At 62.2% G+C, this 24,620-nt stretch carries 26 protein-coding genes; 23 read left to right on the forward strand and 3 right to left on the reverse strand.

The annotated features are described in order from the left end of the window. Positions 1 to 14 precede the first annotated feature (14 nt). The 5 genes from ilvD (at position 15) to NYQ83_RS00595 (ending at position 4,295) form a co-directional block, all read left to right on the forward strand. The gene (gene ilvD, locus NYQ83_RS00575; RefSeq protein ID WP_234628147.1) at positions 15 to 1,739 is read left to right on the forward strand and encodes a dihydroxy-acid dehydratase; all 1,725 of its coding nucleotides are present in this window, start codon (positions 15 to 17) and stop codon (positions 1,737 to 1,739) included. Continuing rightward, the gene (locus NYQ83_RS00580) at positions 1,726 to 2,499 is read left to right on the forward strand and encodes a tetratricopeptide repeat protein (RefSeq protein WP_128294161.1); all 774 of its coding nucleotides are present in this window, start codon (positions 1,726 to 1,728) and stop codon (positions 2,497 to 2,499) included. The genes ilvD and NYQ83_RS00580 overlap by 14 nt, the downstream gene beginning before the upstream one ends. A gap of 239 nt (positions 2,500 to 2,738) precedes the next feature. Beyond that, a complete protein-coding gene (locus tag NYQ83_RS00585) occupies positions 2,739 to 3,113 on the forward strand; it encodes a hypothetical protein (protein WP_261211356.1) in 375 nt (124 codons plus the stop codon). A 58-nt stretch (positions 3,114 to 3,171) separates the two neighbouring features. Beyond that, the gene (locus NYQ83_RS00590; protein WP_261211358.1) at positions 3,172 to 3,693 is read left to right on the forward strand and encodes a copper chaperone PCu(A)C; all 522 of its coding nucleotides are present in this window, start codon (positions 3,172 to 3,174) and stop codon (positions 3,691 to 3,693) included. A gap of 5 nt (positions 3,694 to 3,698) precedes the next feature. Next, entirely contained in the window at positions 3,699 to 4,295 is a 597-nt protein-coding gene (locus NYQ83_RS00595) for an SCO family protein (protein WP_314733269.1), read from the forward strand. 14 nt (positions 4,296 to 4,309) lie between these two features. Here the strand turns inward: NYQ83_RS00595 and xth are convergent, their stop codons facing one another. Together xth and erpA are read right to left on the reverse strand one after the other, a co-directional pair. Further along, entirely contained in the window at positions 4,310 to 5,092 is a 783-nt protein-coding gene (gene xth / locus NYQ83_RS00600) for an exodeoxyribonuclease III (RefSeq protein WP_261211362.1), read from the reverse strand. Positions 5,093 to 5,141: 49 nt separating this feature from the next. Beyond that, a complete protein-coding gene (gene erpA, locus NYQ83_RS00605; protein ID WP_261213876.1) occupies positions 5,142 to 5,519 on the reverse strand; it encodes an iron-sulfur cluster insertion protein ErpA in 378 nt (125 codons plus the stop codon). 72 nt (positions 5,520 to 5,591) lie between these two features. Between erpA and NYQ83_RS00610 the strand changes: the two genes are divergently transcribed. The 13 genes from NYQ83_RS00610 (at position 5,592) to NYQ83_RS00670 (ending at position 19,356) form a co-directional block, all read left to right on the forward strand. Continuing rightward, positions 5,592 to 6,791: a deoxyguanosinetriphosphate triphosphohydrolase gene (locus tag NYQ83_RS00610; RefSeq protein ID WP_261211364.1), complete on the forward strand. Its 1,200-nt coding sequence runs from the start codon at positions 5,592 to 5,594 to the stop codon at positions 6,789 to 6,791. Positions 6,792 to 6,842: 51 nt separating this feature from the next. Beyond that, the gene (gene argS / locus NYQ83_RS00615; protein WP_261211366.1) at positions 6,843 to 8,609 is read left to right on the forward strand and encodes an arginine--tRNA ligase; all 1,767 of its coding nucleotides are present in this window, start codon (positions 6,843 to 6,845) and stop codon (positions 8,607 to 8,609) included. Positions 8,610 to 8,830: 221 nt separating this feature from the next. After that, positions 8,831 to 10,723 carry an SPOR domain-containing protein gene (locus tag NYQ83_RS00620; protein WP_261211368.1) on the forward strand — a complete coding sequence of 631 codons (1,893 nt, stop codon included), beginning with the start codon at positions 8,831 to 8,833 and terminating at the stop codon, positions 10,721 to 10,723. A gap of 25 nt (positions 10,724 to 10,748) precedes the next feature. Next, positions 10,749 to 11,777 carry a beta-N-acetylhexosaminidase gene (gene nagZ / locus NYQ83_RS00625; protein ID WP_261211370.1) on the forward strand — a complete coding sequence of 343 codons (1,029 nt, stop codon included), beginning with the start codon at positions 10,749 to 10,751 and terminating at the stop codon, positions 11,775 to 11,777. Further along, positions 11,774 to 12,571: a segregation and condensation protein A gene (locus NYQ83_RS00630; protein WP_261211372.1), complete on the forward strand. Its 798-nt coding sequence runs from the start codon at positions 11,774 to 11,776 to the stop codon at positions 12,569 to 12,571. Before nagZ ends, NYQ83_RS00630 begins: the two co-directional genes overlap by 4 nt. Beyond that, entirely contained in the window at positions 12,564 to 13,217 is a 654-nt protein-coding gene (gene scpB, locus NYQ83_RS00635) for an SMC-Scp complex subunit ScpB (RefSeq protein WP_261211374.1), read from the forward strand. The genes NYQ83_RS00630 and scpB overlap by 8 nt, the downstream gene beginning before the upstream one ends. 368 nt (positions 13,218 to 13,585) lie before the next feature. Next, positions 13,586 to 13,813, forward strand: coding sequence for a twin-arginine translocase TatA/TatE family subunit (locus NYQ83_RS00640; RefSeq protein WP_261211376.1), 228 nt, complete (start codon positions 13,586 to 13,588; stop codon positions 13,811 to 13,813). Between the two features lie 48 nt (positions 13,814 to 13,861). Beyond that, a complete protein-coding gene (gene tatB / locus NYQ83_RS00645) occupies positions 13,862 to 14,368 on the forward strand; it encodes a Sec-independent protein translocase protein TatB (RefSeq protein ID WP_261211377.1) in 507 nt (168 codons plus the stop codon). Continuing rightward, positions 14,365 to 15,150, forward strand: coding sequence for a twin-arginine translocase subunit TatC (gene tatC, locus NYQ83_RS00650; protein ID WP_092816139.1), 786 nt, complete (start codon positions 14,365 to 14,367; stop codon positions 15,148 to 15,150). The genes tatB and tatC overlap by 4 nt, the downstream gene beginning before the upstream one ends. Positions 15,151 to 15,303: 153 nt before the next feature. After that, entirely contained in the window at positions 15,304 to 16,605 is a 1,302-nt protein-coding gene (serS, locus tag NYQ83_RS00655) for a serine--tRNA ligase (protein ID WP_261211388.1), read from the forward strand. Beyond that, the gene (gene surE / locus NYQ83_RS00660; RefSeq protein ID WP_261211390.1) at positions 16,602 to 17,390 is read left to right on the forward strand and encodes a 5'/3'-nucleotidase SurE; all 789 of its coding nucleotides are present in this window, start codon (positions 16,602 to 16,604) and stop codon (positions 17,388 to 17,390) included. Before serS ends, surE begins: the two co-directional genes overlap by 4 nt. Next, a complete protein-coding gene (locus NYQ83_RS00665; RefSeq protein ID WP_205649959.1) occupies positions 17,387 to 18,058 on the forward strand; it encodes a protein-L-isoaspartate(D-aspartate) O-methyltransferase in 672 nt (223 codons plus the stop codon). The genes surE and NYQ83_RS00665 overlap by 4 nt, the downstream gene beginning before the upstream one ends. 95 nt (positions 18,059 to 18,153) lie before the next feature. After that, positions 18,154 to 19,356, forward strand: a complete 1,203-nt coding sequence (locus NYQ83_RS00670; RefSeq protein WP_261211393.1) for a peptidoglycan DD-metalloendopeptidase family protein — start codon at positions 18,154 to 18,156, stop codon at positions 19,354 to 19,356. A 34-nt stretch (positions 19,357 to 19,390) separates the two neighbouring features. Here NYQ83_RS00670 and NYQ83_RS00675 read toward each other — a convergent pair whose 3' ends face one another. After that, complete coding sequence (locus tag NYQ83_RS00675; protein ID WP_261211395.1) at positions 19,391 to 20,257, reverse strand: ATP-binding protein; 867 nt, start codon at positions 20,255 to 20,257, stop codon at positions 19,391 to 19,393. 155 nt (positions 20,258 to 20,412) lie between these two features. Between NYQ83_RS00675 and yajC the strand changes: the two genes are divergently transcribed. The 5 genes from yajC to NYQ83_RS00700 are packed head-to-tail and all read left to right on the forward strand — an operon-like array spanning position 20,413 to position 24,593. After that, entirely contained in the window at positions 20,413 to 20,751 is a 339-nt protein-coding gene (gene yajC, locus NYQ83_RS00680; protein ID WP_092816151.1) for a preprotein translocase subunit YajC, read from the forward strand. Between the two features lie 19 nt (positions 20,752 to 20,770). Next, the gene (gene secD / locus NYQ83_RS00685) at positions 20,771 to 22,375 is read left to right on the forward strand and encodes a protein translocase subunit SecD (protein ID WP_261211398.1); all 1,605 of its coding nucleotides are present in this window, start codon (positions 20,771 to 20,773) and stop codon (positions 22,373 to 22,375) included. An 8-nt stretch (positions 22,376 to 22,383) separates the two neighbouring features. Beyond that, a complete protein-coding gene (secF, locus tag NYQ83_RS00690) occupies positions 22,384 to 23,322 on the forward strand; it encodes a protein translocase subunit SecF (protein WP_261211400.1) in 939 nt (312 codons plus the stop codon). Further along, entirely contained in the window at positions 23,322 to 23,735 is a 414-nt protein-coding gene (locus tag NYQ83_RS00695) for an Mth938-like domain-containing protein (RefSeq protein ID WP_128294142.1), read from the forward strand. The genes secF and NYQ83_RS00695 overlap by 1 nt, the downstream gene beginning before the upstream one ends. An 18-nt stretch (positions 23,736 to 23,753) precedes the next feature. Then, entirely contained in the window at positions 23,754 to 24,593 is an 840-nt protein-coding gene (locus NYQ83_RS00700) for a phytoene/squalene synthase family protein (RefSeq protein ID WP_261211403.1), read from the forward strand. The last annotated feature ends 27 nt before the right edge of the window (positions 24,594 to 24,620 follow it).

Below are 24,620 nucleotides of genomic sequence, written 5' to 3' on the forward strand. Positions count from 1 at the left end.
TGGGGCTTAGGGGCATGGACGCGAAAAGTTTTGATAAGTCACGTCTGCCAAGCCGCCATGTGACGGAGGGGCCGTCGCGTGCACCGCATCGCTCCTATTACTATGCGATGGGTCTCGGGACTGAGGAAATCCATCAGCCGTTCGTGGGTGTGGCGACCTGCTGGAACGAGGCCGCGCCGTGCAACATTGCGCTGTCGCGACAGGCGCAGGTCGTCAAGAAGGGCGTTGCAGCGGCCAAAGGTACGCCGCGTGAATTCACCACCATTACCGTGACCGATGGGATCGCCATGGGGCACGCCGGGATGAAGGCCTCGCTCGCGTCGCGCGAGGTGATCGCCGATTCCGTCGAGCTGACCATGCGGGGCCATTGCTACGACGCTCTGATCGGTCTTGCCGGCTGCGACAAATCCCTGCCCGGAATGATGATGGCGATGGTGCGCCTCAACGTGCCGTCGATCTTCATCTATGGCGGGACGATCCTTCCCGGCAGTTTTCGCGGTAAGGAGGTCACCGTCCTCGACGTCTTCGAAGGCGTCGGGAAGCATCTGAGCGGCGAGTTCACCGACGAGGATCTTGCCGAGCTGGAAGCGGTTGCCTGTCCTTCAGCCGGCGCCTGCGGGGCACAGTTCACGGCCAACACCATGGCGACGGTTTCCGAGGCGATCGGTCTCGCTCTGCCGTATTCGGCCGGCGCGCCGGCGCCCTATGAGTTCCGTGACCGTTTCTGCTATGCGGCCGGCGAGCAGATCATGGAGCTTCTCGCGCAGCAGATCCGTCCGCGAGATATCGTGACGCGCAAGGCGTTGGAGAACGCCGCAACGGTGGTTGCAGCCTCGGGTGGATCCACGAATGCTGGGCTGCATCTGCCGGCGATCGCGCATGAATGCGGCATCGACTTCGATCTCTTCGAAGTTGCGAAAATTTTTAAACGTACGCCCTACATTGCCGATCTCAAGCCAGGCGGAAAGTATATCGCCAAGGATATGTTCGAGGCAGGCGGCATCCCGTTGTTGATGAAAACGCTTCTCGATAACGGATTCTTGCACGGAGACTGCATGACAGTCACCGGCCGCACAATTGCCGAAAATCTGGAACATGTTCAGTGGAACGATGAGCAGGACGTGGTTCATCCCGCGAACAAACCGATTAGCCCGACAGGCGGCGTGGTCGGTCTTTCCGGAAATCTCGCCCCTGATGGCGCGATCGTGAAAGTCGCGGGCATGACCAATCTGCGTTTCAAAGGTCCGGCGCGCTGCTTCGATACGGAAGAGGAATGTTTTGAGGCCGTGCGGAGCCGCCAGTACCAGGAGGGAGACGTTCTGGTGATCCGCTATGAAGGCCCGAAAGGTGGGCCTGGCATGCGCGAAATGCTGTCCACGACTTCCGCTCTCTATGGGCAGGGCATGGGCAGCAAAGTGGCGTTGATCACGGATGGACGCTTCTCCGGCGCGACGCGCGGGTTCTGCATCGGCCATGTCGGGCCTGAAGCGGCCGTGGGCGGACCGATCGCTCTCCTTCAGGATGGCGACATCATCGAGATCGATGCTGAGGCCGGGACGATCTCGGTCGAGCTCGACGACACGGAATTGGATCGTCGGCGTCAAAGATGGACGCCGCGCGAGACGGATTATCGCTCCGGCGCTTTGTGGAAATACGCGCAGACCGTCGGAGCGGCGCGAAAAGGTGCCGTGACGCATCCGGGCGGCGCGGCGGAAACGGTGTGCTATGCGGATCAGTAGTGTTCTGCCGGTCGCGTGTCTGGCGGTGGCGATGGCGACGCCTGCCTTCGCCTTCGATCCCGATACGTCGGCCCGCGAGGCGTTTCGTGAAGGATATATCGCCTACAAACAGGGCCACACGGCCGAGGCTCTGGAAGCGCTGTCCTATGCCGCGGACAAGGGTCACACTGCCGCGTTGTGGAAGCTCGGGCGCATCTATGCCACCGGCGACGGTGTCAGCGAGGATGACGCGCACGCCTTTCGGATCTTCGCCAAGATCGCCAACGACTATGCCGACGGCAACCCGCGCGGCTCGGATGCCCGCTTTGTCTCCGATGCCTTCGTCGCGCTTGCAGGCTATTTTCGTGACGGGATCGCGGGAACGGTCGTCGCCGACGAGGGGAAGGCCCGGCGGTTTTATTCCTATGCCGCGTCCTACTTCGCAGATCCGGAGGCCCAGTTTCAGCTCGGCATGATGTATCTGAACGGCCGCGGCGGCGAAAAGAACGATCGTCAGGCGGCGCGCTGGCTGAAACTCGCGGCCGACAAGGGCCATGCGCAGGCCCAGGCGGAATTTGGGCGGCTCCTGTTCGACGGCATCGGCATCCGGCGCAATGCGGTGAAAGGGCTGATGTGGCTCTCAATCGCGCGCAATTCCTACCGTGGCGACGACGCCATCCAATCGCTCCATGAGGAGGCCTTTGCGGCTGCGAGCGAGAACGATCGCCGCACGGCTATGGCTCTGGCGGAGGATTACCTCGCCAAGAGCAAGACGAAATAGCTTTCGTCTCTCCTCTGCCTGCGGGCTTCATCTCCTCGCAATCGCTTATCGACGAAGGCTGCCGTCATCCGGTGGATCGCTGTCGTCCAAGCCGTCTCGTGTAGCCAGCGTTCTTCAGACCGAGCCATCCGGGCCGGCATTGCTGCGCGACGCTAATTCCTTCCACTGAGTTTCCGCTTTTTGCCATTGGCTTCCGCCCGGCGATCGGGCATGACTTCGTCATGCGCTTTATGAGGCACGTGCTCGGTGACAGATTCGTCGGTGGCCTGATCGCCATCGTCGTCGCCTATATGCTTCTTTTGCAGGGCGTTTCAGGCGCTTATGCCATCGGCTTCATGGCCGGGGGCAACTCGACCGCCCTGTGCAATCCGCTCGCATCGCCTGACCACAAGGGGGAAGGCAAGAACCACGACAACGGGTCATGCCCCTGTTGTTCTGCGCTCTGTCATTCCTCAGGCCTCATGCTACCTGCGGTGCCGCAAGATGGCGCTATTCTCCTTGCGGGTTACGGGCCATTTCTTGTGGTTGGCCGCGACGTTACGGGCAGTGCCTCGCATCCGTCCGAGCTGCGTCTTGCAGCCGAAGCCCGAGCGCCACCCGTTCTCTCCAGCTGACGCCTTTTCCCGTCCGGCCTCTGCCGATGGTTCTCTTTATGCGCAGATGGAGAAATCGATGCGCCTTGTTGCACACCTCATTGCGGCTGCTCTCGTTTTTGTCGCCACACCCGCTCTCGCTCACGAATACAAGCTCGGCAATCTCGAGATCGAGCATCCCTGGACACGAGCGACGCCGCCTTCGGCCACCGCCGGCGGCGGGTTTTTGAAGATCACGAATACCGGCGATGAGGACGACCGTCTCGTCTCCGCGTCATCGCCGATTTCCCGCCGGGTGGAACTTCACACCATGGATATGTCGGGTGGCGTGATGAAGATGCGCCAGCTCGAAGATGGCATCCCGGTTCCGGCCGGAGCGACGGTCGAACTGAAGCCCGGCAGCCTGCATGTCATGTTCATCGATTTGACAGCTCCCATCGAAGAAGGGGCGAACGTCACGGTTACGCTCACTTTCGAGAAGGCTGGCTCGGTCGACGTGGAAATGCCCGCTTCGGCTGTGGGGGCTCCTGGCCCGAACGGCGATGCGATGAAGATGGACGGGCACACGATGGATAGGCCGGAAAACGGCAAAGCTCAGTGATGTCGATGCGCAAAATTTGGCTGTTCGTTGCGGGAGCGGTAGCGATTCTCGCAGTTTCGGCGGTCTTCGCCGGTCTGCTGACGCCTCCTGAACGGTTGCAGCAAAGCGTTGGGGTGGCCGCCATTGGCGGCCCCTTCACGCTCGTCGATGAGGACGGCAGGACCGTCAGCGAGGAGGATTTCCGCGGCAAGCCGACTGTGATCTATTTCGGTTTCACCTTCTGCCCCGATGTCTGCCCCACGACGCTTTACGAGCTCTCGGGTCTGATCAAGCGGCTGGGGGACGATGCCGAGAAGCTCAATTTCCTCTTCGTCTCGGTCGACTGGGAGCGCGATGGGCCGGAGAAGATGAAGGATTACGTCTCCGCCTTCGATCCGCATATCCGCGGGCTCTCCGGCAACGAAGCGCAGATCGAGGAAATCGCGAAGGCCTATAAGATCTATTACAAGAAGGTTCCGACCGATGATGGCGACTACACGATCGACCACACTGCGTCCGTCTATCTGATGGATCAGGACGGAAAATTCGTCGGAGCCCTCAATTACGGTGAGGACAGCGATTCGATGTTCGCAAAGCTGAAGCGGCTTGCCGAAAACGCCTGACCTTCACGTCGGCCTCAGTTGAGTGCGATCCACACCGGGACATGATCTGAGGGCTTTTCCCAGGCACGCACATGCTTGTCGATGCCCACGCCTGCCAGACGGTCGGCGGCTTCGGGCGACAGGAGAAGATGGTCGATGCGGATGCCGTTGTTCTTCTGCCAGGCGCCGGCCTGGTAGTCCCAGAAAGTGTAGATGTCGCCCGCATCGGTCACCGCGCGCAGGGCGTCTGTCAGGCCCCGTGCGGTAAGCTTCCTGTAGGCATTGCGCGTTTCGGGCTGGAAGAGGGCATCGTCCGTCCACCTTTCCGGGTGACGGGCGTCGATCGGCTCCGGGATGATGTTGAAATCGCCGGCCAGAACGAAGGGCTCTTCGAGCGCCAGCCGCTCGTCCACCCAAGTCTCCAGGCGTTCCATCCAGGCGAGCTTGTAGGAGAATTTCTCCGTCCCGATCGGATTGCCATTCGGCATGTACGCGGAGATGACACGGACGATACCGCCGTTGTCGTCCGGCACGATCGCCTCCAGGAAGCGGGCCTGGACGTCGTCCTCGTCGCCGGAAAGGCGCGGCGTCACGTCTTCCAGCGGTCGCTTCGACAGGATCGCGACGCCGTTGAAGCCTTTCTGACCATGCGTGGCGACATTGTAGCCGAGCGCCTCGATCGGTCCGCGGGGGAATGCTTCGTCGACCGATTTGATTTCCTGCAGGCAGACGACGTCGGGGCTCGCTTCTCCGAGCCAGGTAACAAGGCCATCAAGACGCGCTTTCACGCCGTTGATGTTCCAGGTGGCAATCTTCAACGGCCTGTCCGATCTCTGCGCGCCTTTGTCGGTCGGCGCGTTCTGTGTGTCAGATTGAGAAGCTGGTGCCGCAGCCGCACGAGGCGGTGGCATGCGGGTTTTTGATCTGGAAGGACTGACCCATCAAATCGTCGACGAAGTCGATCACAGCGCCCTCCATAAAGGGAAGCGACATGGAATCGATCAGCACCGTCGCCCCGTCGCGCGCGAGCACGAGATCGTCGTCGTCATGCGGATCCTGGACGAGATCGTAACGGTACTGAAAGCCGGAACAGCCGCCGCCTTCGACGGAAATCCGCAGGGCCGTCTCCTCAGGCTCGCCGGAGAGAATTTTGGCGATGCGCTTTGCCGCACGATCCGTCAAAACAACCGCCGTCTCTGAGGCTTGTTCGGTCGTCGGGGCGCTGATCGTCGAGGCCTCGGTCATGGTGGCCACCTTGCTCATCTCAATCCATCGTAGCTAAGAAGCACCGCCCCGCAAGTCAATCGTAGCCAGATCATGAGTGCGAGCCTTCCTCGTCATCTCCTCAAGCACGGCGCCCGCTGGAAAGCGCCTTACGCCACAGGCCCGGAAGAGGGAGGTGCCCGTGTGCATGAGGAGACGGAGGATCCTCTGCGTTCGCCGTTCCAGCGTGACCGGGACCGGATCGTGCATTGCACTGCGTTCCGGAGACTGAAGCACAAGACGCAGGTCTTCATCCGGCCGGAAGGCGATCATTTCCGAACGCGGCTGACGCATTCCCTGGAGGTTGCGCAGGTTGCGCGCTCGATTGCGCGTCCCTTGGGTCTCGACGAAGATTTGACGGAGGCGATCGCGCTTGCACACGATCTCGGGCACACGCCGTTCGGCCATGCCGGCGAACGGGCTTTGAGTGCCGCTCTCGGCGAATATGGCGGCTTTGATCACAACGTTCAGAGCCTGCGCGTCGTTACGCGGCTGGAGCGGCGCTATGCGCGCTATGACGGTCTCAATCTGTCGCGCGCCTCTTTGGAAGGCCTCGTCAAACACAACGGACCGCTAAAAGGAAAGGCGTCGGCTCTCTCTCCGGTGGTGATGGAGCTCAATGAGGCGCTCGACCTCGATTTGGAAAATTATGCAGGCGCGGAAGCCCAGATCGCCGCGATTTCCGACGACATCGCCTATGATGCGCACGACATCGACGACGGGTTGCGCTCCGGCCTCCTGCATCTGGAAGACCTTGTCGAGGTTCCGCTGACGGCGCGCATCATCGGCGAACTCGATCGAACCTTTCCCGCGCTGGAGCGCTCGCGTTTTGCGGCCGAGCTCACGCGGCGGTTGATCACCGTGATGATCACCGATGTGCTTGTCGAGACGGCCAGACGGCTTGAGGGTGCGGCGTCGGTGCGTGCGGTCACCCATGCCGGCGAGCCGACGGTCGGTTTCTCGGCGAATCTGGCGCGCGAGGAGAAGGAGCTGAAAGGCTTTCTTTTTTCGCGGCTTTATCGCCATGAGAGCGTCATGCGAGCGGCCCATGCCGGTGAGGCGATCGTCACGGATCTCTTCGAGCGCCTGCATTCGGAGCCTGAGTTCCTGCCCGACGAGTGGCAGGCCGAGCTCGATATGAGCGATGAACGGAGGCGGGCCCGCCGTGCGGCCGATTATATCGCCGGGATGAGCGACGGCTTTGCGGTTGCCGAGCATCGGCGCCTGTTTGACCACACCCCCGATCTCGGCTAGGGGCCAAGCCTATCAACGGTATGCCGCGTAGACGGCAACGGATATTCCAGCATGAACCTTTTTGATGATTTTGCGGAGCGGGTCCGGGCCGCTATCGCCCGGGTCGTAACGGAAAGCGAGATCGCGCCGGAGCTTCTTGCGCGCGTGGTGGTCGAGCCGCCGCGCGATGCCGCGCACGGCGACCTTGCCACCAACGCTGCGCTGGTGCTCGCAAAACCCCTGGCGATGAAGCCGCGCGATCTCGCGACCAGGCTCGGTGCCGAGCTCTCGCGCCACGACGATGTGGACGCGGTGGAGATCGCCGGCCCTGGCTTCCTCAATTTGCGCTTGGCCCAATCCTTCTGGGCGCGAGAACTCGCGGCCATCCTGAAAGCCGGCGACCGCTATGGCTACGTGCCGGCGGGGCAGGGTGCGGCCGTCAACATCGAATACGTCTCGGCCAACCCCACCGGACCGTTGCATGTCGGTCATTGCCGCGGCGCCGTCGTCGGTGATGCGATCGCAAACCTTTTGGCGGCCTCTGGTCAGGCGGTGACGCGCGAATATTACATCAACGATGCCGGCTCGCAGGTCGATCAGCTCGCGCGCTCCGTCTATCTGCGCTACCGCGAAGCGCTTGGCGAGACGGTCGGCGAGATCCCGAAGGGGCTCTATCCGGGCGATTATCTCGTTCCCGTCGGCAAGGCGCTGGCCGACAAATATGGTGATGCGCTCAAGGGCCAGGATGAAGCCGATTGGCTGCCTCTGGTGCGCGACTTCGCGATCGCTGCGATGATGGAGAATATCCGCAACGATCTCGCCAGCCTCAATATCCGTCACGACGTGTTTTTCTCCGAGCGTTCGCTGATCGGGAACGGCCGTGATCGGGTGGCGGAACTCATCGCGTGGCTTGAAGAGCGCGATCTCGTCTATTGGGGAACTCTGCCTCCGCCCAAGGGGCAGGAGAACGAGGACGAAGACTGGGACGAGCGCGAGCAGCTTCTCTTTCGGGCGACGTCGTTCGGTGACGATGTCGACCGGCCGCTGAAGAAAGCGGACGGCAGCTACACTTACTTCGCCTCCGACATCGCCTATCACTTCGACAAGTTCGAGCGCGGCTTCGCTCATATGATCGATGTCTGGGGCGCCGATCACGGCGGCTACGTCAAGCGTATGACGGCCGCGGTTAAAGCCATTTCTGAAGGCAAGGGCCAGCTCGAAGTGCAGCTGTCACAGCTCGTTCGGCTCTTCCGGGCAGGGGAACCCGTCAGAATGTCGAAGCGGGCGGGCGATCTCGTGACGCTCGCCGACGTTGTCGACGAGGTGGGCCGCGACGCGGTTCGCTTCATGATGCTGACCCGCAAGGCGGATGCACCGCTCGACTTCGATTTTCAGACCGTGACCGAGCAGTCGAAGGACAACCCGGTTTTCTACGTGCAGTATGCGCATGCGCGGACGGCCTCCGTGCGACGGCAATTTGCGCAGGAAATGCCGGAGGTTGACGAGACGCCTGCAGAACTCGCCTCAGCCGAGCGGCTCATCCGGCTCGAAGACGCTGGCGAGCTCCAGCTCATCAAGCAGCTCTGTGACTGGCCGCGTATCGTGCAGCTTGCCGCCCAGAGCAGAGAGCCGCATCGGATTGCGTATTATCTCTACGATCTAGCGAATTCCTTTCATGTTCACTGGAACAGAGGCAAGGAGTCGCCGCAATTACGCTTCATTAAGCCTGATGATATAGAGATATCAAAAGCGAGGCTTGGCTTGGTGGATGCTGTTGGCATGGTGATCCGAGCGGGCTTGTCGGTGCTCGGGGTCGAGGCGCCCAAGGAGATGCGCTGAGTCTCAGGAGCGCCCGGCGTTACCGGAACAACGCGTAAGGTTTCCCGATGGCGGATGAACGTCCGAAAACCTCCTACTTGCATCATGGCCCCAGCGGCGGACCTGCCGGCCCCGAGGAGGAGGATCCGCTCGTCGAGCTGGCGCGTATCGTCAGCGAAGACAGCTCATATTATCGTCCGTCGCCACGTCCCGAGGCTGCCCCAGCGAGGCGGGAGCCCGACGTGGACGCGTTCTCATCCGAACTCGAGGCCGAGCTGATGCGCGAATTCGAGCAATCGAACCGTGCGCGCCAGCCCGAAACCTACACGCCTGAGCCCTACACACCCAAGACCTACACGCGTGCGGAACCCCGGTTCGTGCCCGAGCCTCCGCAACGGCCGGAAGAGCCGGCGCATTGGCAGAGCCACGAGCCGCGCGCCGAGCACCCTCTTGCATCTCTGGTGACACGGTTTCCGAGCGGTCCTGCCGCCGAGGAATTTGACGACGAGCGATCTGCCTCCGAGGATCGTTATCCGGCCTCTGAGCCATATGGCGCGTATGAGAATTCGCGTCAGTCTCCTGGTTATGAAGAGCCGCCGCAGGAGCCTTATGACGCTCCGGAAGGTCCGTACGCCCAATCCCATCATGATGCGGCTCGAGATTTTGCGCATTGGATGGAGCATGAACTCCCGGGCGAGCTCGCGGCCCAGTCGGAGAGGAAGGAACCGTCATGGTCGGAGCCGCAGCATGGCGGCGCCGATTATGGACAATCGGATTATGGGGAATCGGACCGGTCCGATCTTACCGAGGATGAGCGTGTCTCGCAGGTGCGCGAGCCGCGCGCACCCTATGTCCCGCACGTTCAGGCCGGCGCCCCGCGCACGGAGCGCGACTGGCCCGCAAGCGATGATCTCGCCGACACCCCCGAGCCGAGCCACGAAGAATTTCCGTTCCTTGTCGACAGTGATCCACTCGTCAGTCGCGCCGACGGCGATCCCGATGGTCAGATCCGTAAGGATGATGAGGGCGATGGACGCAAAGGACGCCGCAAAGGCCTGATGGCGCTTGCCGCCGTGTTGGGCGTCGTCGTTGTCGGCGGCGGCGTCATTGCCATGCTTGGCGGAGGTGAGGGCGATTCAGATGGGACTGTTCCCGTCATCACCGCCGATGGCAGCGACGTGAAAGTGGCCGTCGAAAGCCCGGGTGACAACAAAGACGACGAGGTCGGCCAGGCCGTGTTCGACCGCGTCTCTGGCCGCAACCCCGAGACCGACGAAAAGCTCGTCGACCGGAATGAAGAGCCGCGGGAAATCGCTCGCATCGTGTTGCCGAACGCGCAAGAGGGCGAGGCCTCCGATGATGGAGCCGCCGCGGTAGACGATGACGGCAAGATCTCCGCGCGCATTTCGGACGATACGGCTCAGCCGCAGGTCGGGCCACAGGTCACACCGATTGGGCCCAAGAAAGTTCGCACTTTGACGGTCCGCCCGGATGGCACGATCGTGGAAAACGCTCCCGATAGTCAGGCAGCTACCCCTCAGGAGCCGAAGGAACTCGCCGGGCCCGCGCCAGCGACAGACCCGGAGCCCGTCCAGGTGCAGAGCGTGCGCGTGCAGCCAGAAGACGGCGGTATGCCTGCTGACGAAAGCGGAAGTAACGCGCAAGCGGGAGCGGAGCCGAATGGGCTCGGCGAAACGCCTACCGCCTCCGAAACGCCGAGCTTCGACGTTGCGAACCTGCCGCAGGCCCGACCGACTGTGCCGGATCTCGTCGCACCGTCCCCCAGCTCGGCGCAAACCGCGCAGCAGCCGGCGGCGTCGGCCTCTTCCTTGACCGCCTCGGCGCCGACTTCGAATGCGTCAGAGCCGCAGGTCGCTTCCACGGCGCCGGCCGGATGGGCGGTTCAGGTCAGCTCCCAGCGTTCAGAAGAGCAGGCCCGGTCGTCCTACAGCAATCTGCAGCGTCGTTTTCCGCAGCTTCTCGGAGGCCAGGAGGCCATGATCCTTCAGGCCGATCTCGGCGACAAAGGCATCTATTACCGTGTCCGCGTCGGTCCGATGGCTTCGCGCGAGGCGGCGATCTCGTTGTGCGAGAAGCTGCAGAGCGCCGGCGGCAGTTGCTTCGTAACGCAGTAGAACTCCACGCAGGATATCGATCTGAATGATGGCGAAGGCCTTCGCTTGCGGCCTCGCCGGGCTCACGCTCGGCGAGGAAGAACGCGCTTTCTTGCGCGATGAAAAACCCTGGGGCGTGATTCTCTTTGCCCGCAACATCCAAGATGGCGGCCAGATTCGGCGCCTGACCGACAGTGTCCGCGAGACGCTCGATCGTCCCGACGTTCCGATCCTGATCGACCAGGAAGGCGGCCGCGTCCAACGTATTCGTCCGCCGGTGGTGCGCTCCTATCCTCCGGCGAAGCGTTTCGGTGACATCTACAAGGCCGATCCGATTTCCGGCATCGAGGCGGCACAGCTTGCCGCGAAGTTGATGGCGCTCGACCTTATCGAACTCGGCATCAACGTGGATTGCCTGCCGGTTCTCGATGTGCCGGGGCCGGGCAGCCACGATATCATCGGCGATCGCGCCTATGGGGACACGGTCGACATGGTGGTGACGCTCGGCGGTGCCGTCATGACCGGACTGAGGGCCAGTGGCGTGACGCCTGTGATCAAGCATCTGCCCGGGCATGGTCGCGCGGCTTCCGACAGCCATGAGGAGCTTCCCGTCGTCGATGCGGATCTGGCGGCACTCGAGGCCGTCGATTTCGCGCCGTTTCGGATGTTGGCCACGCGGGCATCCCTCGGCATCGTGGCGCATGTCGTCTATTCCGCGGTGGACGACGCCCAGCCGGCCACGCATTCCGCGGCAATCATCGCTAACATCATCCGTGAGCGAATCGGTTTTGATGGTCTGCTGATGACGGACGACATCTCCATGAAGGCGCTGAGCGGCAGTCCGGCCGAACGCTCCAGGCGTGCGATCGCCGCAGGCTGCGACATCGTTCTTCACTGCAATGGCGAGATGGAGGAGATGCGCGAGGTGGCGAAGGCCGTTCCGGAGGTTTCCGGCGATGCGCTTGAGCGTGCCGAGATGTCCCTTGTTGCAAGCGTTGCGGACGAGGTCGGAGACCGGGCGTTCTTGCACGAGCGGTTGTCGCAGTTGCTGGGATCAGACAGGGTTCTTGGATGAGTGCTGCGGCGGATGCTTTCGAGGAAGATACGCCCGTCGACGACGCCGACGTGCTGCTTGTCGACGTCGACGGTTTCGAAGGCCCGCTCGACCTGCTTCTCGCGCTCGCCCGTAGTCAGAAAGTCGATCTGACAAAGATTTCCGTGTTGGCTTTGGCCGAGCAGTATCTCGTTTTCATCGATCATGCACGGAAGCTGCATCTCCAGATCGCCGCCGACTACCTCGTGATGGCGGCGTGGCTCGCCTATCTCAAGTCGCGGCTCCTTCTGCCCGATCCCGAACCGATGGAAGAACCGTCTGGCGAGGAAATGGCGGCGCGGCTCGCTTTCCGCCTGAAGCGCCTCCAGGCCATGCGCGACGCGGCCGACAGACTGTCGGACCGGGACAAGCTCGGGTCCGGCTTTTTCGAGCGCGGTATGCCTGAAGCGATCGCCAGCGACCGCACGATGCGATGGGGGGCGGAGCTTTACGATCTCTTGCAGTCTTATTCGGCTTTGCGTGCGCGCCAGTTTGCGAGCTTCGTGAAGGTGAAGAAGCGCAAAGTCATCGGTCTGCAGGAAGCACGCGATCGCCTCATGCGCCTGATCGGGGAAGATGCGACCTGGATGCCGATGGACACCTATCTGACCGAGTTTCTGGCCAAGCCGGAATTGCGGGCGACTGCCCGGGCGAGTGCGCTCTCGGCAAGCCTCGAACTGGTGCGGGAGGGCAAGCTGGAACTGACGCAGTCCTCCAATTTTGCGCCTCTCTACGTGCGGCGGAGGTCTGCTTCGCTGGAGGCGAAGCGTGCCTGATCTTTTCGCCAGCGGCGGCAATGTCACCAGTCTGTCGCCGGAGGATCGCCGGCTGCATTTGCGGATGCTCGAAGCGATGTTGTTCGCCTCCGCGAAGCCCATGAGCGAGGCGGAGCTGGCCGCCAAGATGCCCGAGGGCGTGACGGTCGATGTGCTCTTGCACGAATTGCAGACCGCTTACGCGAGCCGGGGCGTCAATCTGAGGCGCATCGGCGATTGCTGGGCATTTCGCACTGCGAGCGATCTCGGCTTTCTGTTGCAGGAGCACAAGGTCGAGGAGCGCAAGCTCTCTCGGGCCGCGATGGAGACGCTCGCCATCATCGCCTACCACCAGCCGGTCACGCGTGCGGAAATCGAAGAGGTGAGGGGCGTTTCGACCTCCAAGGGTACGCTGGATGTTCTTCTGGAGACAGGTTGGGTGCGGCCGCGGGGGCGTCGGCGTTCGCCTGGGCGCCCGCTGACTTTCGGGACGACGAACGAATTTCTCGATCATTTCGGACTTGCAGCGATCGGCGATCTGCCGGGTCTCCTCGACCTGAAGGCGGCGGGCCTTCTGAACGCCAATATTCCGCCGGGCTTCGAAGCGCCTCCTGCCTTTGGGAGCGAAGCGCTGAGGGACGACGAAGACCCTTTGGATGGCGACTGAGGAATTGATAGGGCGCCCCAACGACTCTTGGGAATCGGTGCGTTTTCTGCCCTTGCCGATCTGCGGCATAACGCCGGCTATTCCAGCCTCAATCTCACCGCTCTTGTGGATGAGCGTCGCTTGCCGAGGCGGACCTTGCGGAAGGTTTCGTCTCTTTCGGACTGCGCAGAATTCGATGTGGCTTTGAAGGATCGGGCCACTTATATCACTCCGAGACTTTGTGGAGGAAACGCTGGTCCACCGGATCTCAATGTCGACCGTAACTCCGTGATGCGGCAGGGGATCGGAGAAGAGGACGAGTTGATGCGAATCCGACGATTTGCAATAGTCCCGCGACCGGCCGTGGCGAGTTTTGAAAGGTTTATCCTATGTCGATAGGCTTCTGGCAGATCGTTATCATCGCGATCATCATCGTGCTCCTGTTCGGGCGCGGAAAGATCTCTGACCTGATGGGTGATGTCGCCAAAGGCATCAAGAGCTTCAAGACGGGCCTGCAGGACGACGACGACACCACGTCGACGAACCAGTCCCGGACCATCGAGCACAACGACCCCGCCAGCGTGGAACCGGCGGAGAAGAAAAACAAGGTCGGCTAACGGCATCGGCCACGGCGAACCCGGCACAATCTATGTTTGAGCTCGGCCATGTTTGATATCGGCTGGACCGAACTGGTGGTGATCGCCGGTGTGGCGATTATCGTCGTCGGGCCGAAAGATCTGCCTGGGATGTTGCGTACGTTCGGCAAGACGATGGGCCAGATCCGTCGCACCGCGAACGATTTCAAGCGTCAGCTCGACGATGCTCTGAAAGAGGCTGAGCGGCAGGCCGGGCTGGACGAAACCCGGCAGTCTCTGCAATCGATTTCGAAGATGGACCCGCTCGCTGGCGTCAAGAAGGACGTCGAGGCCGCCGCCAATCGGAGCGGCCAGAAGTCGGCGACAGAGACGGTGCCATCCGCTCTGGCGCCTACAGAGGAGACGCCTTCCGCATCGACCGAACTCGCGTCGGCCGAGCCTGCGACGGGGGCGGACGAGGGCGTGGCACCGGCGGAAGAAAAGGTGCAGGACGTGGCGTCGAGCAAGGATGACGGGGTGGCCGAAGAAGCTCCCGACAACAGAGGCGGAAGTCCGCGCACGAGCGACGCAGCATGAGCGACGACGATATCGAAGCCTCACGCGCGCCGTTGATCGAGCATCTGATCGAACTGCGTCAACGTCTTCTGCGCGCCTTGATCGCAATCGCGATCGCCTTCGTGGTCTGCTTCTATTTTGCGGACCAGATCTTCAATCTCCTGATCATTCCCTATGAGCGGGCAGCCGGTGCGGACCGCAGCATCCGTCTGATTTTTACAGCTCCGCAGGAGTATTTTTTCACGCAGATGAAGCTCGCCTTCTTCGGCGCGCTCTTCCTGGCCTTCCCGGTCATTGCCAACCAGATCTACAAATTCGTGGCGCCGGGGCTCTACAAGCATGAACGTCAGGCGTTCTATCCCTACCTGATCGCCACGCCGATCCTCTTCATCATCGGAGCGGCGCTCGTTTATTTCGCGGTGATGCCGCTTGCGCTCGCCTTCTTCCTGTCGATGGAACAGACGGGTGGGGCCGGGCGCGCATCGATCGAGCTTCTGCCGAAGGTGAACGAGTATCTCAGCCTCATCATGACGCTGATTTTTGCCTTTGGCCTCGTGTTCCAGCTTCCGGTCGTCCTGACGCTTCTCGGCCGCGTCGGGATCGTCGATGCGGCGATCCTCAAGGCCAAGCGCAAATACGCCATCATGATCGCCTTCATCCTGGCGGCGATCCTTACGCCGCCTGATCCGATCAGCCAGATCGGTCTCGCTTTGCCGACAATTCTTCTCTACGAAATCTCCATCTACGCCGTTCGGCGGGTGGAACTGAAGAATGCTGCAAGGGACGAGGAAGCTGCGACATAGTCGGGTGAACCTGGTCTTGGACGGCTGAAGTCATCCGGATCGACGGATCTTCCTCAACGCGAGACTTGACCGCTGCCGTCGTTGCGTTACGCCCTGCGGCCATAGACAAGCACGCGGAGTCGCCGCAAGGCGTCCAGCAGAGGTTCGCGAAAGATGCTCGACATCACATGGATTCGCCAAGATCCGCAGGCGCTCGACCGCGCTCTTGCTGATCGAGGGGCGGAGCCGGCCGCTCAACGCCTGATCGATCTCGACGATGAGCGACGCGCTCATATCCGTCAATTGCAGGAAGCGCAGAACGCGCGCAATCAGGCTTCGAAACAGATCGGCAAGGCGAAGGCGTCCGGCGACGAAGCCGCGGCCCAAAACCTCATCGACGAGGTTGCCAAGCTGAAGAGTGCCATTCAGGAGGGCGAAGCTCAGGAGCGGGCGCTCGAGGAAGCGCTGCGAACGGCGCTCGCCGAAATCCCGAACGTTCCCTTGCCCGACGTGCCCGTGGGCCCCGACGAAACGGCCAATGTCGAGCTGCGCCTCTTCGGCGATCCAATGTTGAGCGATAGCGCGCCGGAGCATTACGAGATCGGTGAGGCTCTCGGCCTGATGGACTTTGAAAGCGCGGCAAAACTCTCCGGGTCGCGCTTCGTGGTGCTCAAGGGCCAGCTCGCGCGTCTGGAGCGGGCACTCGGCCAGTTCATGCTCGATCTTCATACGAGCGAGCATGGCTACACGGAGGTCGCGCCGCCGACCCTGGTGCGGGATGATGCGCTTTTTGGCACTGCGCAGCTGCCGAAGTTTACCGAAGATCTCTATGCGACCGCAGCCGTCGATGACGATGAAGCCGCGGCCGCGCGTCTCTGGCTCATTCCGACGGCGGAAGTGCCGCTCACCAATCTCGTTCGTGAGACGATCCTCGAAGAAGCGGAGCTGCCGCTCCGCTTCACGGCGTTGACGCCTTGTTTCAGGTCGGAAGCGGGTTCGGCCGGGCGCGATACGCGCGGCATGCTGCGGCAGCATCAGTTCAACAAGGTCGAGCTCGTCTCCATCACCAGTCAGCAGGCGAGCTTCGAAGAGCATGAGCGCATGACGGCGTGTGCCGAAACGGTGCTCAAGAAGCTCGGATTGCCATACCGCGTCATGGTTCTCTCGACGGGTGACATGGGATTTGCCGCGCGGCGCACTTACGACATCGAAGTCTGGCTGCCAGGGCAGGGTGCCTACCGGGAAATCTCGTCGTGCTCCGTGTGCGGTGACTTTCAGGCGCGTCGGATGAATGCCCGCTACCGGGCCGAAGGCGAAAAGCAGCCGAAGTTCGTGCATACGTTGAACGGTTCGGGCGTGGCGGTCGGGCGTGCCCTGATCGCCGTCATGGAAAATTACCGCAATGACGACGGCTCGATCACGGTGCCGGAGGTGCTGCGGCGCTATATGGGTGGCGTGGAGCGGATCGGCGCATGAAGATTCTCGTCACCAACGATGATGGAATCCATGCTCCGGGCCTGAAGGTCGCGGAGGAGATCGCGCGCGCGCTTTCCGACGATGTGTGGGTGGTCGCGCCTGAGACGGATCAATCCGGTGTGGCGCATGCGTTGACCCTGAGCGATCCTCTGCGCTTGCGAGAGGTGGACGAGCGCCATTTCGCCGTGCGCGGAACGCCGACGGATTGCGTGATCATGGCCTCGAAGGTCGTCATCGGCGAAAAGCCGGATCTGGTGATCTCTGGCGTCAACCGGGGACAGAACATCGCCGACGATGTGAGCTATTCCGGTACGGTTGCGGGTGCGATCGAAGGGACGATCCTCGGGATTCGCTCCTTCGCTCTGTCGCAGGCGTTCGGGGCGGACACGATCGACGATCCGAGATGGGATTGCGCGAGAGCGCATGCCCCTGGGATCATCCAGCGCGTGCTCGATTTGAAGCTGGCGCCAGGCGTTCTCATCAACGTCAACTTTCCCAATCGAACAGCTGACGGTGTTTCGGGCGTGCTTCTCACGCGCCAGGGCAAGCGCGCCGCCGACTGGATGCATATCGACGAACGTCGCGACGGGCGCGGGCGGCCGTATTTCTGGATCGCCTTCAAGCATTCGAAGATGGAGCCGCCCCCGGAGACCGATCTGGCGGCGCTCGCGCAGGGCTATATTTCCGTCACGCCCTTGTCTCTAGACATGACCGATGAGCCTGCCCGCAAGGAGCTCAAACGCCATTTCACGGCTCCAAGCGGGGCAAAACGGGCCTCTTCGTGAACGACGATCCTGCAATCGAGCCAGATCCGGAGGCGCGGGTTCGGCTGGCCAGCCTCATTTTGAGGCTGCGTGAACTCGGTATTTCCGACCGAAAGGTGCTCGGGGCGATCGAGACGGTGCCGCGCGAGGCTTTCGTCCCAGATCTCTATCGAGACGATGCCTATCTCGATCGCGCCTTGCCGATCGAATGCGGACAGACCATCAGCGCGCCTTCCGTGGTTGCAATGATGACGGCGGCGCTTGAGCTCGAACCGCGTCACCATGTTCTGGAGATCGGTACCGGGTCCGGCTATCAGGCCGCCATTCTCGCCAGGCTTTCGCGCCGGGTCACGACGCTCGAGCGCTATCGGACGCTGTTGGAGCTGGCGCAGACGCGCTGGGATCTTCTCGGCATCACAAATATCGCGGGCATTGTCGCCGACGGGTCGAAGGGATGGCCGACACAGGCGCCCTTCGATCGGATCCTGGTCACGGCTGCGGCGGCCGTTGCGCCCGCCAAACTCGTCGCACAGCTGGTCGATGGCGGCATTCTCGTTGCGCCGGTCGGACCGGTCGACGCCGTGCAGCGGCTCACGCTTTTCCGTAAAGAGGGGACACGGGTGGATACCCGCGATCTCGGCGCCGTCCGTTTCGTGCCGCTGATCGAAGGAATTGCCCGCAATCTTTGATTTTCGGTTCGTTTTGCCGGCGTCCCTTAACGCCTTTTCAATGTTAATGCTTTTACATCACGTCAGCATCCCCAATGCCTGCGTGAGTTTGTTCGATGAGGTCATACCGTCAGTCTGCCAGCTTCTGGTTCACCCGCATTAGCGCGCTCGCCCTGATTACCGGGCTCGGTGCCGGGTGCAGCGCCGATGCCATACGTCTGACTGAGCCCATCTACACCGGCTCAACGGCGAATCAGCAGCAGACAATTACAGCCCAGGCGACTGCCTATCAGGCACCGCAACAGTTCGCGGCGCCATCGCCCGCGGTCCAGTCGCGGCAATTGCCGCCGCCATCCGGCGGTTATCAGACCGCCTACAATTATCCGGGTTCCGCTGGGGCGCAGCAGAGTTACTCGCGCGCGCCGACGAGCTCCCCGCAACAGCAGGCAGCCGCTCCGAAGCCCTATACGCCGCCGGAGCCTTATGCGCCGAGCGGTATGCCGAAGCCTCTCGGCAAGCTGAACGTCGATTCGCAGGGCGCGCCTCAGCCCCGCCGGGCGGAGCCTGCGGTTGCGCGGACCGAAGCCCCGCAGCCGCGCCAGCAAAACAACGTGGCCTCAAGCGGGGGCTATACAGTTCGCTCCGGTGATTCGCTTTGGAGTATCGCCCATGCGCATGGCGTCACGACGAGCGAGCTCGCCTCGGCCAACAACATTGAAGGCGGCAATATTCGCCCCGGTCAGACGCTGACGATTCCGTCCGGCGGCGGAACGCAGGTTGCGCGTGTCGATCCAAAAGACGGAACGATGTCGGATGCACAGCCGGAAGCCACGCCTGAGGTGCGGCCCGAAAAGACGCCCGTGAGCTACACGCCGCCGTCCGCTGAGCCCAAGGCTGAAAGCGCGGCGCCTGCAGCCGACACCACGGCCAAGTCTGGAGGCGCAGGCTTCCGCTGGCCGGTGCACGGGCGCATCATCGCGGAGTTTGGCAGCAAGCCGAACGGTGAACGCAATGACGGCATCAATCTCGCCGTGCCGGAGGGTACAGCCGTCAAGGCTGCCGAAGACGGCACCGTCATCTATGCGGGCAATGAGCTGAAGAGCTACGGCAATCTGATCCTCGTGCGGCACGAGGGCGGCTGGGTTTCGGCCTATGCCCACAACAGCGAATTGCTGGTGAAGCGTGGTGAGAAGATCCGGCGCGGTCAGATCATCGCGAAGTCCGGAATGAGCGGCAACGTCACCTCGCCGCAGGTGCATTTCGAGCTCCGCAAGGGAGCGACCCCGGTCAATCCGGTCGGACATATGGCGTCCGCTTAAGCGGGCGCCTTCCGGATATTCGGGCAGGGGTCAGTCAGCCGAGCGACTGACCCGTCCGCCCGGCGAGATCCTGAATGAACTGCCAGGCGACGCGGCCGGAGCGACTTCCCCGCGTCGTTGCCCATTCCAGGGCCTGAGGACGCCATTCCTCTTCCGGCATCGCGATGCCGAAGTGCTCCACGTAGGCGCGCACCATCGCCAGATACTGGGTCTGATCACAGTGATGGAAGCCGAGCCACAGGCCGAAGCGGTCTGAAAGCGACACCTTTTCCTGCACCGCCTCCGATGGATTGATCGCTGTCGAATGCTCGTTCTCGATCATGTCGCGGGGGAGCAGGTGGCGGCGGTTCGAGGTCGCGTAGAAGATCACGTTGCGCGGCCGCCCCCCGACACCGCCTTCGAGTGCGGCTTTCAGCGATTTGTAGGACGTGTCATCCGCGTCGAAGGACAAGTCGTCGCAGAAAAAGATGAATCGCTCCGGCCGATCGCGGATGGTGTTCATCAAATCGGGCAGTGTGTTGATATCCTCGCGATGGATTTCGACGAGCTTGAGAGGCGTCTCAGGGGCCTCGGCTGAGACCTGTGCGTGGACCGATTTCACCAGCGAGGATTTTCCCATCCCGCGCGCGCCCCAAAGCAAAGCGTTGTTGGCCGCATAGCCTTTGGCGAAGTGCCGCGTGTTCTCAAGCAGCGTGTCGCGGGACCGGTCTATGCCCTGCAAAAGCTCGATTTCGAGCCGGTTCACGTTCTTCACCGGGATGAGACGAGGCGGCTGCGGATCCCACACATAGGCATCTGCCGAGAGGTCGAGCGGCGGTGCCACGGGCGGAGCAAGCCGCTCCAAAGCACCGGCAATCCGTTCCAGGAGCGGAATGAGGTTTTGCGTTTGGTCTTGAGTCACTTGGGTTCACGTCCTACAGGCGGGGCGTCTCGGTAACATAAGGATTGAGGGGTCGACAGACCGCTCGTGCCGGGACCGGTTGCAAAGGGGCGCGCCACAGCTATAGTCCGCGCCGGTTTGGACCGACGGGTCCGCAAGCAAATTCCGAGGCCTTTATGTTCGTGACTCCGGCCTATGCGCAAGGCGCAGGCGCAGGTGGCGGCGGTGAGATGTTGATTTCGCTTCTGCCTTTCATCCTGATCTTCGTGATCATGTATTTTCTCATCATCCGTCCGCAGCGCCAGCAGGCGAAGAAACGGGAAGAGATGCTGAAGGCGATCCGTCGTGGCGACACGGTGGTGACCGGTGGCGGGCTCATCGGCAAGGTCACCAAGGTGATCGACGACAACGAGCTCGAAGTGCAAATTGCCGAAGGCGTGAAGGTGCGGGCGCAAAGAGGCCTCATTTATGAGGTTCGAGCAAAGGCCGAGCCGGTGAGCGGCTCCGCCGCCTGAGCCCAGGACCCGCCTTTTCATGCTCTATTTCGCTCGTTGGAAGATCGTTCTCATCGTCCTCGTCCTCGTGGCGGGGGTCATCGTGACGCTTCCCAATCTTTTTTCCGCCGCGACGGTGCAGGCCTGGCCGTCTTTCATGCCCAAGCGCCAGATCGTCCTCGGCCTCGATCTGCGAGGCGGCGCCCATCTGCTCTTGCAGGTGGAGCGCGATTCGCTGGTCAAAGACCGGCTTCAGACACTGGTCGGCGATGTTCGGCAGACTTTGCGTGACGAACGCATCGGCTACCGCAATCTGCGCAGCCGCGGAGAAAGCGTGACGTTTACGTTGCGCGAGCCGAGCGAAGCAGATCGCGTGATGCAGCTGCTGCGTCCGCTGACCAATCCTGTGCAATCGGGACTCTTTGGACAGGGGTCTGTGAGCGAGGTAGAAGTCTCTCGTGACGGCGCGCAGGTGACGCTGAACCTGACCGAGGCGGGACTTGAAGAGCGCACCCGCTCTGCGGTCGAGCAGAGCCTGTCCGTTCTCGGACGTCGTATCAATGCGCTCGGGACGACGGAGCCGACGATCCAGCGCGAGGGCGACGATCGCATTCTCGTGCAGGTTCCGGGCCTTGAGGATACGAGCCGACTGAAGGAAATCCTCGGCCAGACGGCGAAGATGACGTTCCATCTGGAATGCCCGGAGGGCGATGTCGTCTCCGCACAGCAGGGGCGTCCCCCCGCCGGATGTGAGATCGTCGAGCCGGCCGATCCCGATGATGGTCCGGTTCTTGTCGAATCGCGGGCCCGGCTTTCGGGCGATGATCTCGTCGACGCCCAGCCGGCATTTGATCAGCAGACGAATACGCCGATCGTCACCTTCCGCTTCAATTCCCGCGGCGGGTCGATTTTCGGGCAGCTGACGCAGCAGAATGTCGGGCGTCGCTTCGCGGTCGTCCTCGACAACAAATACATCACGGCCCCGGTCATCCGCTCCCCCATCCTCGGTGGTTCGGGACAGATTGAAGGCAATTTCACGGTCGAAAGCGCGCAGAACCTCGCCGTTCTGCTGCGGGCCGGCGCCCTTCCTGCCGACCTTACGATCGTCGAGGAACGGACTGTCGGACCCAGCCTCGGAAGGGATTCGATCGCAGCCGGTGAGATCGCCGCGTTGATCGGCACCGCCGGTGTCGTCGTGTTTATGGTGCTCGTCTACGGCCTCTTGGGCGTCTTCGCGAATGTCGCCTTGATCTGCAACATCGTGCTCCTGCTTGCGCTCTTGACGCTGTTGCAGGCCACGCTGACGCTTCCAGGCATTGCCGGCATCGTGCTGACGGTCGGTATGGCGGTCGACGCGAACGTGCTGATCTTTGAGCGAATACGCGAGGAATCGAAGCTGGGGCGGTCCGCGATCAATGCGATCGAGGCTGGTTTCAGCCGTGCGCTTGGTACGATCCTTGATGCCAACATTACGACCCTGATCGCGGCCTTTGCGCTTTTCGCCCTGGGTTCCGGTCCGATCCGTGGTTTTGCGGTCACTCTTGCTCTCGGCATTCTGACGACCGTCTTCACCGCCTTTGTTCTGACCCGCTTCATCGTCGCCGTTTGGGTTCGCTCGCAGCGTCCCAAGACAGTGCCGATCTGAGTATCGCTATGCCATTTCGCATCGTTCCCGACGAAACCACGATCCCGTTCATGCGCTTTGCGCGCTGGGGCTTCCCTGCCTCAGTGGTTGCCATGGTGGTGTCGCTCGTCTTGTTTTTTGTCGTCGGCCTCAATCTCGGCATCGACTTCAAGGGCGGCACGCTGATTGAGGTGCAAAGCCAGAGCGGAGCCGTCGATATCGGCGCTGTTCGGCAGACGCTGCAGCCGCTCGAACTCGGTGATTTCGAGGTTCAGGGTTTCGGCTCCGGCAACGAAGCCGTCATTCGGATCGCGACGCAGCCCGGCGGAGACGAGGCGCAGCAGGCGGCCGTGCAGAAGGTGCAGAACGCGCTCGGCTTCGACGCTTACAATTATCGTCGCGTCGAAGTCGTGGGGCCGCGTGTGTCCGGAGAGCTCGCCGAGACCGGGACGATCGCGGTCCTCGTGACGCTCGTGGGCGTGCTGTTTTACATCTGGTTCCGGTTCGAATGGCAGTTCGCCATCGGTGCCATCGCGTCGCTTCTTCACGACGTCGTCTTGACCATCGGGTTTTTCACGGTCACGCAGATCGAGTTCAACCTCTCTTCGATCGCTGCGATTTTGACGATCGTCGGCTATTCGTTGAACGATACCGTGGTGATCTTCGACCGCGTGCGTGAAATGCTGCGGAAGTTCAAGCAGACCCCGATCCGGGGCATCATCGATCTATCGGTCAATCAGACCCTGTCTCGGACGCTGTTGACGTCTCTGACCACGCTAATCGCGCTTGCCGCTTTGTTCTTCTTCGGCGGAGCGGTCATTCGTTCGTTCACAGCGGCGATGATCTGGGGCGTTTTCATCGGCACGTACTCCACGGTCTTCATTGCCGCGCCGATGCTGATCTTCTTCAATCTGCGGCCTGAGAAGGTGGCCCCGCCGGAAACCGCAAAGAAGCCCGCGACAAGCTGATGCCAGCGGGCGAAGACAGACAATCTGGGCCGCCCGAGGGCGGCCGTTTCCCGGGACGTGCACCTGTCGACGCGTATGGGAACGGCGGTTTCCGTTTTGCCGGCATGTCGCACCGCGGGTCGATCCTGATGCTGCCTTCGGCGATCCTCGGCTGGCATGTCACCAGGCCGGAGGAAATCAGCCTCGAAGCGCTTCAGCCGGCACTTGCCGAAGTCTCTTCGATCGAAGTCCTTCTGATCGGGACGGGGCGCAATCTCGTTCCCCTAGATCCGAAGGTGAAATCGGATCTCGAAGCTGCCGGTCTGTGGCCGGAAGTGATGGCGACGGGCGCGGCCTCGCGAACCTACAACATCCTGCTTGCGGAAGAGCGGGCGGTTGCTGCGGCGCTGATTGCTGTCGACGATCCGGAATGAAGCCCTAGCTCCGGCTCCATGGCCGAGCCCGACCCCACCCTTGTTGAGCCTGTGCGCGAGCGCGATCTTCCGCGCTACTACTCGGTGTTGTTCGCGCCGCAAAATGTGCGCGAAGAGCTTTTTTCGCTCTACGCCTTCGCAGTCGAGGCGGAAAAGGTCGCCGATATCGTGCAAGAGGCGACGCTCGGTGAGCTCCGTCTGACGTGGTGGCGCGATTCTCTCGATCTCGCGGTGGCCGGGCAGGCGAGCGGCTCGCCGATCGTCGACCGTCTGGCGTTGGCGCTGCGCGAGAAGGGGCTATCCGCCGACGGCCTTGCGGCACTTACGGAAGCGCGGCATGGCGACCTTTACGCCGATCCTCCTGCGACACTCGCCGATCTCGAAGGGAGGATGGGTGAGACGCAGTCGAGCCTGTTTCAGCTTGGTGGATTGTTTCTTGGTGGAGAGGCCAGCGAGCTTGCCGAGGCGGCGGGGCATGCGGGAATTGCTTATGGCGTCGCCATGAGCCTGTGGGACAGCGCACGCGCGCGGGCGAGGGGGCGTCTCGTCATTCCCGCCGAGCTTCTCCAGAGGGTGGGGCTCTCTCCGGAGGAGGTCTATTCCGCCGAAGTGAAACAGCTCGTCGCCCCAATCGACGAACTCGTCGCCTTCGGGCGTATGCACCGAAGCCGTGCAGGCGCAGCGCTCAAGCAGGTTCGCGGGGAGGCCAGATCGGCTTTTCTGCCACTGAAAGCCGCGGATGTCCTGCTTGCCCGAATCGGGCGGGATCCGGCGAGATTCCTCACGTCTCCTCAGCGGATGCCGGCACTCAGTTTTCTGAGCCGGATGGTGTTTGCCGGTTTCGGCAAGGGCCGCTGATCTACCTGAGTTTCACAGAAGACGCTT

The organism is Afifella sp. JA880 (assembly GCF_025379905.1).
In the GTDB taxonomy this organism is placed as follows: Bacteria; Pseudomonadota; Alphaproteobacteria; order Rhizobiales; family Afifellaceae; genus Afifella; species Afifella aestuarii.